Annotated in this window: 13 protein-coding genes; 11 read left to right on the top strand and 2 right to left on the bottom strand. The window is 52.5% G+C overall.

The window, feature by feature from the left end:
* Positions 1 to 13 precede the first annotated feature (13 nt).
* From BQ2674_RS04085 to BQ2674_RS04040, 10 genes are read left to right on the top strand one after another with little or no spacing between them, the layout of a single operon-like run.
* The gene (locus tag BQ2674_RS04085) at positions 14 to 1,015 is read left to right on the top strand and encodes a sirohydrochlorin cobaltochelatase (protein WP_075572570.1); all 1,002 of its coding nucleotides are present in this window, start codon (positions 14 to 16) and stop codon (positions 1,013 to 1,015) included.
* A 56-nt stretch (positions 1,016 to 1,071) separates the two neighbouring features.
* The gene (gene cbiD, locus BQ2674_RS04080) at positions 1,072 to 2,220 is read left to right on the top strand and encodes a cobalt-precorrin-5B (C(1))-methyltransferase CbiD (protein ID WP_075572569.1); all 1,149 of its coding nucleotides are present in this window, start codon (positions 1,072 to 1,074) and stop codon (positions 2,218 to 2,220) included.
* Positions 2,217 to 2,930 carry a precorrin-2 C(20)-methyltransferase gene (cobI, locus tag BQ2674_RS04075; RefSeq protein WP_075572568.1) on the top strand — a complete coding sequence of 238 codons (714 nt, stop codon included), beginning with the start codon at positions 2,217 to 2,219 and terminating at the stop codon, positions 2,928 to 2,930. Before cbiD ends, cobI begins: the two co-directional genes overlap by 4 nt.
* Positions 2,930 to 3,697: a precorrin-4 C(11)-methyltransferase gene (gene cobM / locus BQ2674_RS04070; RefSeq protein WP_075572567.1), complete on the top strand. Its 768-nt coding sequence runs from the start codon at positions 2,930 to 2,932 to the stop codon at positions 3,695 to 3,697. The genes cobI and cobM overlap by 1 nt, the downstream gene beginning before the upstream one ends.
* Positions 3,698 to 3,709: 12 nt before the next feature.
* On the top strand, positions 3,710 to 4,756 hold the full coding sequence (locus BQ2674_RS04065; RefSeq protein WP_075572566.1) for a cobalt-precorrin 5A hydrolase: 1,047 nt from the start codon (positions 3,710 to 3,712) through the stop codon (positions 4,754 to 4,756).
* 12 nt (positions 4,757 to 4,768) lie between these two features.
* Positions 4,769 to 5,500 (top strand): precorrin-3B C(17)-methyltransferase, encoded by a 732-nt coding sequence (cobJ, locus tag BQ2674_RS04060; RefSeq protein WP_075572565.1) that lies wholly within the window; start codon positions 4,769 to 4,771, stop codon positions 5,498 to 5,500.
* Positions 5,497 to 6,252: a precorrin-6A reductase gene (gene cobK, locus BQ2674_RS04055; RefSeq protein ID WP_075572564.1), complete on the top strand. Its 756-nt coding sequence runs from the start codon at positions 5,497 to 5,499 to the stop codon at positions 6,250 to 6,252. Before cobJ ends, cobK begins: the two co-directional genes overlap by 4 nt.
* Before the next feature lie 2 nt (positions 6,253 to 6,254).
* Complete coding sequence (locus tag BQ2674_RS04050) at positions 6,255 to 7,478, top strand: bifunctional cobalt-precorrin-7 (C(5))-methyltransferase/cobalt-precorrin-6B (C(15))-methyltransferase (RefSeq protein ID WP_075572563.1); 1,224 nt, start codon at positions 6,255 to 6,257, stop codon at positions 7,476 to 7,478.
* Positions 7,468 to 8,847 carry a cobyrinate a,c-diamide synthase gene (locus BQ2674_RS04045; protein WP_143696396.1) on the top strand — a complete coding sequence of 460 codons (1,380 nt, stop codon included), beginning with the start codon at positions 7,468 to 7,470 and terminating at the stop codon, positions 8,845 to 8,847. Before BQ2674_RS04050 ends, BQ2674_RS04045 begins: the two co-directional genes overlap by 11 nt.
* A 3-nt stretch (positions 8,848 to 8,850) precedes the next feature.
* Entirely contained in the window at positions 8,851 to 9,495 is a 645-nt protein-coding gene (locus BQ2674_RS04040; RefSeq protein WP_075572562.1) for a precorrin-8X methylmutase, read from the top strand.
* 49 nt (positions 9,496 to 9,544) lie between these two features.
* Here BQ2674_RS04040 and BQ2674_RS04035 read toward each other — a convergent pair whose 3' ends face one another.
* Positions 9,545 to 10,270 (bottom strand): BUD32 family EKC/KEOPS complex subunit, encoded by a 726-nt coding sequence (locus tag BQ2674_RS04035; RefSeq protein WP_083222302.1) that lies wholly within the window; start codon positions 10,268 to 10,270, stop codon positions 9,545 to 9,547.
* 222 nt (positions 10,271 to 10,492) lie between these two features.
* Here BQ2674_RS04035 and BQ2674_RS04030 point away from each other — a divergent pair, with 222 nt between their 5' ends.
* Positions 10,493 to 11,290, top strand: coding sequence for a hypothetical protein (locus BQ2674_RS04030; protein ID WP_075573354.1), 798 nt, complete (start codon positions 10,493 to 10,495; stop codon positions 11,288 to 11,290).
* Positions 11,291 to 11,418: 128 nt separating this feature from the next.
* Here the strand turns inward: BQ2674_RS04030 and gdhA are convergent, their stop codons facing one another.
* Complete coding sequence (gdhA, locus tag BQ2674_RS04025) at positions 11,419 to 12,768, bottom strand: NADP-specific glutamate dehydrogenase (protein WP_075572561.1); 1,350 nt, start codon at positions 12,766 to 12,768, stop codon at positions 11,419 to 11,421.
* Between the last annotated feature and the right edge of the window lie 308 nt (positions 12,769 to 13,076).

The following is a 13,076-nucleotide window of genomic DNA, read 5'->3' as shown; positions in this document are numbered from 1 at the left end:
AAGGAGTGTCGTTATGAAAAAGACAATGTTGAAAAGAATGTGCCTCGTAACGCTTGCAGTTGCATCCTTCGGTGTGATTACGGGCGTGCCCGCACAGGCAGGGTATTCGCTCAATCCGGAAGTTAAGGACGCTACGCCCGCACTGAAGCAAGCCGCTGAAATCGGTGTGCGCGTATACGAAAATGAAGCGATGAAGAATGCGCCCGATAAAGATGCCATTTTGGTGCTCAGCTTCGGCACGACTTTTAAGGACAGCCGGGAAAAGACGATTAACAAGACCGTTTCCGAAATTCAGGCGGCTCATCCCGATACGAAAGTTGTTCTCGCGTTTACGTCCCACATTATCGTAGACCGTATCGGGCAAAACGAAGGCCTTATGATTCCGACACCGGAAAAAGCCTTGGCCGATTTGAAGAAAGACGGCTATACACGTGTGGCCATTACGTCTCTCGACGTCATTCCGGGCATGGAATATGCTTATGATACGGCTATTTATGATCTGTACAAGAAAGACTTCAAAAAAATGACTGTCGGCACGCCGATTATGTACTGGATGGGTCAGGAAGAGCAGCGTGATGACGTGGAAGAATTCGTACAGGCTTTATCCACGCAGTTCCCGAAACTTGCGCAAGACGAAGCGATTCTCGTTATGGCACACGGTACGCCCCATCCGGCAAATGCTTACTATTCGGTCGTTCAGAACCGGTTGGATGCGGCAAATCTCGGTAATGTCTTTGTTTATTCCGTTGAAGGCTGGCCTCACCTTGATACGGTAATGCCGCAGCTTAAAGCCAAAGGTATCAAGAAGGTGACGCTTATGCCCATGATGATGGTCGCAGGCGATCACGCAAACAACGATATGGCCGGTGCCGAACCGGATTCGCACAAGAGTGTTCTTGAAGCGGAAGGATTCACCGTGAATACGTACATTCACGGTCTGGGTGAAAACGGTGCGGTTCGTAAGATGTTTGTAGAACGCGCTAACGAAGCATGGAATGCTCTGGAAAAACGATAATCATTCGTGATAGAATGGATGGGAATTTAAAATAAAAATATGAAGAGGCCTCTGTTATGAAATGGGAACACTATGCCGTAAAAGAAGGAAAGACGCTTCGTTATGGGTATACGACGGGTACGTGTGCCGCTGCCGCCGCAAGTGTGGCTGCGGAAATGAGCTTGTCCCGTAAACCTGTCAACCTGGTCCGCATCAAGACGCCCAAGGGAATTGTCCTGGAGCTTGAGCCGGAAGAAGCGACATTTCTTTTGCACGGCGCCCGCGCGGCTGTCCGAAAGGACGCAGGTGACGACCCGGACATAACGGACGGCCTCCTTATTTTTGTGACGGCCGAACTTACGGCGGACACGGGCATCATTCTTTGCGGCGGTGAAGGAGTCGGCACGGTGACGAAACCGGGCCTTTCTTCCCCTGTCGGCGGTCCGGCCATCAATAAGACGCCGCGACGTATGATTACGGAAGCAGTACAGGCCGTCATGAACAAGTACGACTATCGTGGCGGCATGAAGGTGACCGTTTCCATTCCGGGCGGTGCCGAGCTTGCCAAGAAGACCTTCAATCCCAAGTTGGGCATTGAAGGCGGGTTATCCGTCTTGGGCACCACGGGAATTGTAGACCCTATGAGCGAACAGGCTCTCGTCGATACGATTCACGTGGAAATGGATTCCCGCCGCGCTGCCGGAGACCGTCACGTCCTCGCTTTTTTCGGCAACTACGGCGTCGACTTCAGCCGGAAAGAATGGGGCATTACTGCGGAAAATCGAATTACGTGCAGCAACTATGTAGGCGAGCTCTTGGACTACGCCGCTTATTGCGGCTTTGAAGACATCCTCCTCATCGGCCATGCGGGCAAACTCCTTAAATTGGCTCAGGGAATTATGAACACGCACTCCCGTTATGCCGACGGGAGAACAACGTTTCTGGCTATGGAAGCCATGTTTGCCGGTGCCGACAGGAAAATAGGGCGAGCCATATACGAGAGCGTGACGACGGATGTTGCCGTTGACATACTGAAGCGGGAGAACCTGCTCGAGGCGGTCATGGACAAAGCTTTGAAAAAAATTGCCTATTATATGGACGACCGTGTGCACGGTGCTCTCAAAACGGAGGCTATTATCTTTTCCAATACGTATGGCGTTCTCGGTATGACGGCCGGCGCGGAGAACTTGCTGGTATTTCATGGGAACGGAAGGAAAAGACTATGAAGGGAAAATTTTTTTCTGTCGGTGTGGGACCGGGAGATCCGGAGCTGGTTACGCTGAAAGCGGTGCGCTGCATGAAGTCATGCCCCGTTTGGGCCCTGCCTCAGGGACATGCCGGCAAGATGACTGCCAAATTCATACTGGAAAATATTATACGGCTGATAGACAGTCTTGAAATGAAAGACAAGGAAGTTGTGACCCTGCATTTTCCCATGACCGGAGACGAAGCCGTTTTGGCGAGAGCTCACGGCGAGAATGCGGCTGCAGTGGAAGCCCGTTTACGGGACGGTAAAGATGTGGCCCTCTTTACGCTCGGCTGTCCGACGGTATACGCATCGAGCACGTACGTACGGCGTCGTGTTGCGGCGGACGGGTTCTATACGGAAACAGTGCCCGGTGTTACATCCTTTGCAGCTGCCGCCGCTGCCTTAAAGACGGATTTATGCAAGAAAAATGAGTCCCTTATCATCGTGCCGGCAATGCATGAAAAGGTGGAAACGCTCCTTGACGAGGCGGACAATGCGGTTATTATGAAACCGTCCGGTAAATTGGAAGAAATTAAGGACATACTGCGGCGCAAGAAACTCATAGACAGGGCGTCCCTGGCGGAACGGTGCGGTCTTGAAGGAGAAGCGTTGTATCCCCGTTTGGTCGATGCGCTGGAGAACTCGTACTTTTCCGTTATCCTTGTAAAAAAGGGGGATGAGCCGTAATGGTATATTTTGTCGGTGCCGGGCCGGGTGCGGCCGACTTGATTACGGTCCGCGGCAAAGCGCTCCTGGAACGGGCGGATCTCATTATTTACGCGGGTTCTCTCGTCAATCCGGAACTTTTGCATTACGCCCGCAAGAAGTGCCGCGTCATGAACAGTGCGTCCATGACACTGGAAGAAGTCATCGGGGCGATGAAGGAGGCGGCCGCACGGGATGAAATAGTTGTCCGCCTTCATACGGGCGACCCGAGCTTATACGGTGCTATTCGTGAGCAAATGGACGAGCTCGACAAACTGGGAATTATTTATGAAAATGTGCCCGGCGTCAGCTCTTTCTCCGCAGCGGCAGCTGCCGTTCGCTGCGAATACACACTGCCCGGCGTGAGTCAGTCCGTCATTATTACGCGTATGGAAGGGCGTACGTCCGTTCCCGACAGACAGACTATCGCGGATTACAGTGCCCATCGGGCGACAATGATCATTTTCCTGAGTGCGGGACTTCTCGATAAGTTGACGAGTGAACTCATTCGCGGCGGTTACAAGGCTGCAACGCCGGCTGCCATCGTATACAAGGCGTCGTGGCCCGATGAAAAGGTCTTCCGCTGCACTGTAGGCGAATTGGCGCAAACCGCATCGGATGCGGGCATTATCAAAACGGCTCTCGTCCTTGTCGGCCCTTTCCTGGCGAGTGCTTACGAGCGGAGCCGGCTCTATGATCCGACCTTTTCTCATGCCTGCCGCAGGGCCGCAGTCGAGAAAAAGGATTGAGCAGGTGATATAATGAAGGCGCGAATATTCTTTTTTACGGCCAAGGCGGGGCAGACGGCCTTGTGCATCGGGCGGGCCTTGCGATTGTACGGATATGAGAGCCGAATATATACCGTTTCCCGTCTGGCCGGCCGTGATGATGCTTTTACGGAAATTGTGCCGTCTCTATATGAAATTGTCGGCAAGGGTTTTCAAGAGAAGGATGCCCTCATTTTTATCGGCGCGGCGGGAATCGCCGTCCGTGCAGTTGCGCCGCATATTAAGGATAAAGCGTCGGATCCGCCGGTTCTTCTTAGCGATGAAAGCGGCCGCTTCGTTATACCGCTTCTTTCCGGCCACATAGGCGGAGCCAACGGGTTGGCGCGACTTTTAGCCGCGCCTTTGGGGGCGATACCGATCCTTACGACGGCGACCGATGTGAACGGCCTTTTTGCCGTAGATGAATGGGCTGCCCGCAAAGGGTTCGCCTTATCGTCTCTTAAAGAGGCAAAGGCCTTTGCCTCTGCTGCTTTGGAACATGAAGGTGCCGCCGTTTTCAGCGAGTTTCCGTTGACGGGAACGATGCCGTCCGGTTTGTTTGTTGCCGATAAAGGCCCTGTCGGCATTGCCCTCACGGCGCATACGGATGTATGCCCCTTTGCGGTCACCGTTGCCGTTTATCCGAAGGTGCTCCATGTCGGTGTCGGTTGCCGGCGCGGCAAGAAAGGAACCGCCATTTGTGAACTTATCAGAGCCGTCTTTCAGGATAATCACTTGGCCCTGCAGTCTGTAAAAGATATAAATACGATTGATATTAAAACCGACGAGGCGGGGATTGCCGAAACGGCCGCCTGTTTCGATGTGCCCCTGCGTTTTTACGATGCCGCCGAGCTGGGGGCGGTTGAAGGGACCGAAGCGTCGTCAGACTTTGTAGCGGCTGCGGTCGGCGTCGATAACGTTTGTGAACGGGCTGCCCTGGCCGGTGCCGATGCGGCCGAGCTTATAGTGAAAAAATACGCAAAAAACGGCATAACCGTTGCCGTTGCCTGTGAGACGGGCGCCATTGCGTGGGAGTATTGATTGGAGGAGAGCATGTCCGGAAAAATTTATATAGTCGGCCTCGGACCGGGAAAAGCGGAGGAAATGACGTACCGTGCCGTCGAGGCCTTGCAGGAATGCGACATCATTGCCGGATATACGACATATATTGACCTTATTAAAGATCGCTTTCCCAAAAAAGAATATATCGTTACGGGCATGAAAAAAGAAATTGACCGCTGCCGCATGGCCCTGGAAGAAGCGCAAAAAGGAAAGGTCGTTGTCCTTGTCTCCAGCGGCGACGCCGGTGTATACGGCATGGCCGGCATTATGTATGAAGTGGCCGAGCCTTACGGCGATGTGGAACTGGAAGTCGTCCCGGGTATTACGGCTGCCTGCTCCGGCGCGGCACTCCTCGGTGCGCCTCTTTGCAGCGATTTTTGCCTTATTTCGCTCAGCGACTTAATGATGCCGTGGGAAAAAATCGTCAAGCGCCTGCAAGCGGCGGCCGACGCGGATTTCGTTATTTGTCTCTATAATCCGGGCAGCAAAGGCCGGCCCGATTATTTGGCCAGGGCCTGTGCCCATATTCGCGAGTACAGAACGGGCGACACGCCCTGCGGCCTTGTCCGCAATATCGGCCGGGACGGCGAGTCGGCCGTCCTTACAACTTTGGCCGAACTGGCAGAGGCAAAAGCCGATATGTTTACGACCGTCATTATCGGCAACAGTCAAACGCGGAACCTCAAAGGCCGACTCGTGACGCCGCGCGGCTATCGCCTATGAACCGGCGCATTTGGATAGCTGCAGGGACGACGGAAGGGCGGCGTCTTGCAGAGGAGTTGGCCCGTAAGAATTGGGAGATTTTCGTTACGGTTGCCACGGAATACGGCGCCTCTCTCGTCGAGGCGGGAGAACATGTGACCGTCTTTGACAAGCGCCTCGATGAGGCCGATATGTGCCGCTTTTTGGACGACTGCGCGCCGGATCTTGTCGTCGACGCGACGCACCCTTATGCTGCCGTTGTGACGGAGACGTTGCGCCGCGTTTGCGCTGAAAAAGAAGTCCTTTATAAACGCCTGCTCCGGCCGGAAGGAGATGAGGCGGAATGCTTGCGCTTTTCGTCCCCTCAAGCAGCTGCAGACTGGCTGGGACGGCAGGAAGGGAAGATTTTTTTAACGACAGGCAGCAAGGACTTGCCCGTCTTTATAAAGCTGCGTCATTTTAAAGAACGGCTCATTGTCCGAATTTTACCGGTTCGCGATTCTTTGGATAAAGCATTGAACCTCGGCCTCTCGCCGGCGCAGCTCATTTGCATGCAAGGGCCTTTTTCCGTAGCCTTGAACAGGGAAATGTTCAAGAGCGCCGGGGCAGCCTTTGTAGTGACGAAAAATTCCGGCGCCGTCGGCGGCTTTGAAGAAAAGCTCATTGCCGCCCGTGAGGCCGGTGCCAGGCTTATCGTCATTGAGCGGCCGGAAGATACGGGTATTGCGTATGATGAAATGGTAAAATTTTTAGAGACTTATGCGGAGAAATGAGAATGCTCACAGTACATGTAATCGGCATGGGACCGGGAAATCCCGAATTATTGACGGAAAAAGCGCGCCGTGCCTTGGCGGAAGCGACCATACTCGTCGGCGATGTGCGCCTTCTGGATGAGGCGCTGTGCCGGGGAAAGCGGCTTGTGTCTACTTTCAAGGCAGCGGAAATTCGTGACATCGCCGCTGCTGCGGACGGAGAGAAAGACTGCCTGGCCGTTCTCGTCTCGGGAGATGTCGGTTTTTTCAGCCTGGCCAAGGGGATCGCGGATTTTCCGGATTGCCGGATTATACGCCATCCCGGTATAAGCAGCCTTGTCTATTTTGCCGCCCTTATCGGGACGGCGTGGGAAGATGCCTTTGTCATCAGCCGCCACGGCAGGCAGACTCCGCTCACTGCGGCGGTTATGACACATGAGAAAGTTTTCTGCCTGACCGGAGGAGATAATTCCGTACGCGCTTTGTGTGCCGAACTTTGTGCAGCAGGCTTGGAAAATGTACAGGTGGCGGTAGGCGAAAACCTGTCTTATGATAATGAGAAAATTACGCGTACTGCGGCAGCCGATATCAGGGAAAAAGATTTTTCATCCTTGGCGGTTATGATGATTTTTAATGATAACGCATCTTTACCTGTGCGGCCCGTTCACGGTTGGGAGGACGAGCTCTTTCACCGCGGCAGAGTTCCCATGACAAAGCAGGAAGTGCGTGCTCTTGCCATTTCAAAGCTGCAGCCGCAAGTGACGGACATCATATATGATATAGGCGCCGGGACGGGGTCGTGCTCCGTGGAACTTGCTTTTCAGGCGCCGCTGGGAAGAGTATATGCTTTTGAACTGAAAGCTGAAGCTCTCAGCTCGGTGCAGCAAAATAAGGAACGCTTCGGCGCGGAAAATCTGCACCTGATAGCCGGCAATGCCACGGAAACAATGGACGGCATAGAACGGCCGGACTGCGCTTTTATAGGCGGCACGAAGGGAGAGATTGCCCTTATTTTAGACAAGCTGTACGGCAAAAATCCGTCCTGCCGTATTGTCATTACGGCTATTACGCTTGAGACGGTTGCCGCCGTGACGGAGTATTATAAGGATAAGCCGTCCTGCGTGCTGAATACGGTACAGCTCTTTGCGGCGAGAGACCGTAAGGTCGGCGCGTATACGCTCATGGAAGGACAGAACCCGGTCTATGTCATGAGTGCTGCGGTTCGGGAGGCGGATCATGGCGCGTAAGGCCGTGCCGCGCCTGCTTTTGACGGCGCCTGCCAGCGGCAGCGGCAAGACGACCGTGACCTGCGCTCTTCTGCGGGCGCTCGTTAAGCGAAAATGTGCCGTCTGTGCCTTTAAAAGCGGTCCCGATTACATTGATCCCATGTTTCATTCCGTCGTGACGGGTACCCGGTCGGATAACTTGGACCTTTTTCTCTTCGGCGGTCACGGCAGGGGAGAGGCAGTGGCCAAACGTCTTCTCTGTGAGGCGGGAGAAGAGAAAACTGTAGCCGTTCTCGAAGGGGCCATGGGATTTTATGACGGCCTCGGACTTTCGTGCGACTATAGCGCCTACGACTTAGCGCGGGTGACGCAGACTCCCGTAGTCCTTGTCGTCAACGGCAAGGGTGCGGCCGCGTCGATTGCGGCCGTGCTGAAAGGTATGGCCGGTTTTCGCGCCGACAGCGGCATAAAAGGATTCGTTGTCAATAATGTGCGTCAATCCGTTTATGAACACTATAAGGCACTGTGGGAGAAAGAGTCGGGCCTTAAAGCGTACGGCTGTCTGCCTTATATGGAAGAAGCGGTCATAGCGAGCCGTCACCTGGGATTGGTGACGGCCAACGAAATAAAGGATTTGACGAATCGTGTAGACATATTGGGACAGGCGGCCGAAAAAGCTCTCGACGTGGACGGTCTTCTGTCTTTGGCCGAGTCGGCGCCGCCCTTGACGTACGAAATGCAGACGGCGCCTGCAGCAAAGCGAGTACATATTGCCGTAGCGAAAGATGAAGCCTTTTGCTTTTATTACGATGCGGCCTTGAGGCTTCTGGAGCATCTCGGCGCCGACCTCATTCCGTTCAGCCCCGTACGGGATGCTGCTTTACCGGATTGCGACGGCCTTTATATAGGCGGCGGGTATCCCGAGCTGTACGCCCGGGAATTAAGCGGCAACGAGGCTATGAGAAAGAACATTGCCGCAGCCATAGAAGCCGGCATGCCCTGCTTTGCCGAATGCGGCGGTTTTATGTATTTAGCGGCAGCCATTAAGTACAATAATACTGTATTGCCCATGGTCGGAGCAGTGCCGGGTGTCGTGAAAATGACTCGGTCGCTGAAACGCTTCGGGTATGAAACCTTGACGGCTCGGAAAGACAATTTTTTGTGTAAAGCAGGCGACGTATTGCATGCTCATGAGTTTCATTATTCTGAAACAAGTGAAGACGGCACGGCTTTTACGGTGACCAAGGAAGGAAGCAGGCGAATTTGGCGGGATCTGCATGTAGAGAAAAACCTTTGGGCAGGATATGCGCACATTCATTTTTGCGGCGCCCCCCATGTGGCGGAAAACTTGGTAAATGCCTGTGCCCTGTGGCGTAAAGAGGAGAAATAAACGATGGAAATGGACCACGTTTTACCGGCGGATATAGAAAAGCGGAGTATGGAAATAATTCGGGAAGAGCTCGGTGAAATTACGTTGGATGCGGAAAAGGCGGATATTATTATGCGTGTCATCCACACGAGCGCCGATTTTGACTACGCCCGTAATCTCTCCTTCAGCGACGATGCTGTAGAATCGGCCCTGAAGGCTATTCGCGGCGGTTGCACTTTCGTGACGGACACAAATATGGCCTTTATGGGAATTAACGGCTCAGCCCTGCAAAAAACAGGCTGCACGAAGGCCTGCTTTATGGCCGACGCCGACGTTGCCGTAAAGGCCGCGGCAGCAGGGACGACGCGGGCCGCGGCGTGCATGGAAAAAGCCGCCGAAATCGAAGGTCCTGTCATTATTGCCGTCGGCAACGCGCCGACAGCCCTCGTCCGACTGGCGGAACTTATGGATGAGGATAAGATTAAGCCTGAGCTTATCATTGCCGTCCCCGTCGGTTTCGTCAATGTCATTCAGGCAAAGGAACTGATTACGAAGTATCCCGTCCCGTATATTGTCGCCCGCGGCCGTAAAGGGGGCAGCAACGTGGCTGCCGCCGTTTGCAACGCACTTTTGTACAAAATTACGCGCAGTGAGGACAACGAGGCATAAAAGGGAAATGAAGAGAGCCGCATACACTTTTATATGCGGCTCTTTCAGCTTACTTTGCCAATATTTTTTTTATGTACGCCGCCGTTGCAGTGACGGAGACGACGTCAATCCAGTGAAAAGCCGACAGGGCGCGGCAAATGGAAAAAATGCGGTTGTGGCTCCTGATAAAGGCATCGACGTCGTAAAAACGGGACGCCTCGGACGGGACGGAGCGGTATCCGGCTACGGCGCTGTCAATGCGTTCCGCCGTAGGCCATTCTTCGCGAAAACAACTGTGCAGAAAAAGAAAGAGATCCGTAACGCGGTAATCCGTTTTAACGAGAGGCACCACATTTTCCCAGTCGAGGAAGGTGATCTTCTTTTCTTCGTCGTCCCACACAATATCCCGCAGAGCAGGGCGGCCGTGCCATAAATTACGGCTGTGCAGGAGGGCCAGGGTCTTGCCTGCTTCATAAAAGACGGTTGTTGCTTCTTCAAGAGGCTGTTTTTTGGCAATGACCTGCAGCGGTGTGCCGCTTTCTTCCATGACGAAGAAGTCGTCGGCCCGAAAGACGATGACCGGCGCCAAAGGGAGGCGACTGTTGACGGCGTCTATTTTGTAAACCTCCCGATAAAAGGCCGTGTCGGTGTCGCTTTTGGCAAAATTGTTGCGGCCGTTCCGTTTACGGCATTTTACGTAATATAAGCGGTTTTTATGAGAAAAGGAAAAGACGCGTTTGCCTTTCGCCGCACGGACGGCGGCAAAGGCGGCAGTTTCCAAATCGGTCTTGTTCATTATCAAACCTTCTTTACAGGAAAAACGGATCGGCTGAGAAATATCCTATATAACTTAAATATTAAGATTACTATAAACACGGAAAAAAGCCTTGTCAAGGCGGTGTATCATGCCGCCTTTCAAAAACGGAGCGCTGCCGGGAAGAAGCAGGACGGTTTGACGAAACGGAAAAAGTATGTAATCATAGACGAAATTAAGTTTTTGCGGAAGGAGGACTATTATATGAAAAAAGTATGGAAGAGCTTTGTTTTCGGCATTCTTACCGTAGCTCTTACGGTCGGATCGGCAACATTCGGGCAAGGTGCGGATACAGTGCCTCAGCCCGTCGACGGGGCAGCCGCCGAAGCAATGATGAGTCAGTGGAATAAAAACTGGTACGACAGCGACGGCCGATATATCATGTCTCTTGAGGGCGGATACATTAACGGGTGCCCCGTACTTAGCGGCACAGTAACCTATACGCCGACGGAAACGATCGGTAATTTTAAAATCCGTGAATCCGCTCGTATCCGCGACATTCAAGTAAAACACAGCGGCATGGGCATGCATGAACAGCTCATTATTGATGATATTTGGAACCTTTCGCCGTACAGCTATGACGCGTACTACGAATCGATAGGCGACGTGCATCTGGGCATGACCATGGCTGCAGTAGAAGCAATTTACGGCAAGCCCGACCGTTCCCGCTATACGCCGCAGAAAGAAACGTGGTATTACGACAAAGTCGGCTTCCAAATGGATTTTGAAGTGGGGCGGGTCGTTTCCGTCACCTTCAAGTCAACGAGCGACCGTCGTCTTGACCGGACGGGCTTTGACTGCAAAACGGCACCGGAAGAATTTGCCCGCCTCTATCCGATGGGAGCGGTTCCGGTAAAGGGCGGCGTCTACTATATTGCAGACGGTGAATTTTTGGACTTTACGAACTATCCGGACGCTTTGACGCTCTCCATTTACAACGTTCATCCGAGAGAAGAGTCAGATACGCGGGACGGTTCCTTTAGAGCCTTGCTCGGCCGTTAAATAATAAAAAAGGCGAGCCAATACGATTGTATTGACTCGTCTTTTTTTATGCGGGCCGAAACTATAATCATCACAGTAAAAGGTCCGTTTGACGGACGGGGTGTTTGCGACCCGTCAGGGGGGAGCTTTTAGAATACGCCTTGTTCAATCATAGCCGTAGCAACGCGTTCGAAGCCGGCAATATTGGCACCTGCTACGAGATTGTAGCCCAAGCCGTTGCGTTCAGCCGCGTCAACGGAGTTCTTATAGATAGTGTCCATAATTTCTTTTAGGCGAGCATCGACTTCTTCTGCTGTCCAAACCAGGCGTTCGCTGTTCTGGCTCATTTCCAGAGCCGATACGGATACGCCGCCGGCATTTACAGCCTTTGACGGAGCGACAACCATGTCTTTTTGTTCCATTAAGAATTTCAAGGCTTCGTTTGTTGTCGGCATGTTGGCAACTTCAATGTAGTAACGAACACCGTTGGCAACGATTTGTTTTGCTTCTTCCATGTGAACGTCATTCTGCATAGCCGACGGCATGACGATGTCCGCCTTCACGCCCCAAGGCTTCTGGCCTGCGTGGAATTCGACGCCGAACTTGTCGGCATAGTCCTGTACGAGATTGCGGCCGCTTGTGCGCATTTCCAGGAGGTAGTCGATCTTTTCGGGTGTTGTGACACCGTCGGGATCGTAAATGTATCCGTCCGGACCGGAGAGGGTAACGACTTTAGCGCCCAATTCGGCAGCCTTTTTACAAATACCCCAGCAAACATTACCGAAGCCCGAAGCGGCAATGGTCTTGCCCTTAATATCGACATTGTCGTGCTTCAACACGTTTTCCAAGTAGTAAACGGCACCGTAGCCCGTTGCTTCCGGACGAATGCGGGAGCCGCCGTAGCTGAAGCCCTTGCCCGTGAGAACGCCGTTTTCAAAGGTGCCTTTGAGACGACGATATTCGCCGTAGAGGAAGCCTATTTCACGTCCGCCTACGCCCATATCGCCGGCAGGGACGTCGATGTCCGGGCTGATGTAGCGATAGAGAGCCTGCATGAAGCTCTGGCAGAAACGCATGATTTCTGCGTCCGATTTCCCTGCAGGGTCGAAGTCGGAGCCGCCTTTGCCGCCGCCGATGGGCAGACCGGTCAAAGCGTTTTTGAAAATTTGTTCGAAGCCGAGGAACTTAATGATACCGGGGTATACGTTTTTCTGGAAACGCAAACCGCCTTTGTACGGTCCGATAGCGCCGTTGAACTGACAGCGATAGCCGATATTCGTATGATATGCGCCTTGGTCGTCCTGCCAGACAACGCGGAACGTAAACATTCTTTCCGGTTCGACAATACGATTTAATAAGTCATATTTTTCGTATTCCGGGTGTTTTTCAATGACCGGTTCCAAAGAAGACAATACTTCTTCGACAGTTTGCACGAATTCCGGTTCATTTGCGTGTTTTGCTTTGACGTTTTCGATTACGGATGCAAGATACTTGTTCATAAACAGAAACCTCCTTAATACGTTTGCACTCACTTTTTGTACATCTTGCGGCGCTTGTCTTTCGTTGCAGGGATGCTCGTAATTCTCTCCCTTCATTTCAATACTTGCGTTTCCCCGCCGTTTCTCTTAACTCACTATAGCATAGCATTTTTCCGGACTCTTGAAAACAGGTATAAGGTTTAACGGTTTAATTGAAAACACATGTAAAAAATAAATATTTATATTATTTTTATCTAAAAACGAATATTTTTAGAACAAATAAAAGTATAAACAGCTATATTCCTAAAAATTACTTGAGCAATGAAGAA

Source organism: Megasphaera coli, assembly GCF_900095855.1.
Lineage (GTDB): Bacteria > Bacillota > Negativicutes > Veillonellales > Megasphaeraceae > Megasphaera > Megasphaera massiliensis_A.
Note: the sequence above shows the minus strand (reverse complement) of the source record. Positions and strands in the feature narration are given on the sequence as shown.

Excerpts from the sequence above, each read along its gene's own strand:
- BQ2674_RS04030 (WP_075573354.1), top strand. The coding sequence starts at position 10,493 with ATGAAAAAAGTATGGAAGAGCTTTGTTTTCGGCATTCTTACCGTAGCT.
- BQ2674_RS04035 (WP_083222302.1), bottom strand. The coding sequence starts at position 10,270 with ATGAACAAGACCGATTTGGAAACTGCCGCCTTTGCCGCCGTCCGTGCG.
- BQ2674_RS04085 (WP_075572570.1), top strand. The coding sequence starts at position 14 with ATGAAAAAGACAATGTTGAAAAGAATGTGCCTCGTAACGCTTGCAGTT.
- BQ2674_RS04050 (WP_075572563.1), top strand. The coding sequence starts at position 6,255 with ATGCTCACAGTACATGTAATCGGCATGGGACCGGGAAATCCCGAATTA.
- cbiD (WP_075572569.1), top strand. The coding sequence starts at position 1,072 with ATGAAATGGGAACACTATGCCGTAAAAGAAGGAAAGACGCTTCGTTAT.
- cobJ (WP_075572565.1), top strand. The coding sequence starts at position 4,769 with ATGTCCGGAAAAATTTATATAGTCGGCCTCGGACCGGGAAAAGCGGAG.
- cobK (WP_075572564.1), top strand. The coding sequence starts at position 5,497 with ATGAACCGGCGCATTTGGATAGCTGCAGGGACGACGGAAGGGCGGCGT.
- cobI (WP_075572568.1), top strand. The coding sequence starts at position 2,217 with ATGAAGGGAAAATTTTTTTCTGTCGGTGTGGGACCGGGAGATCCGGAG.
- cobM (WP_075572567.1), top strand. The coding sequence starts at position 2,930 with ATGGTATATTTTGTCGGTGCCGGGCCGGGTGCGGCCGACTTGATTACG.
- BQ2674_RS04040 (WP_075572562.1), top strand. The coding sequence starts at position 8,851 with ATGGAAATGGACCACGTTTTACCGGCGGATATAGAAAAGCGGAGTATG.
- BQ2674_RS04065 (WP_075572566.1), top strand. The coding sequence starts at position 3,710 with ATGAAGGCGCGAATATTCTTTTTTACGGCCAAGGCGGGGCAGACGGCC.
- BQ2674_RS04045 (WP_143696396.1), top strand. The coding sequence starts at position 7,468 with ATGGCGCGTAAGGCCGTGCCGCGCCTGCTTTTGACGGCGCCTGCCAGC.
- gdhA (WP_075572561.1), bottom strand. The coding sequence starts at position 12,768 with ATGAACAAGTATCTTGCATCCGTAATCGAAAACGTCAAAGCAAAACAC.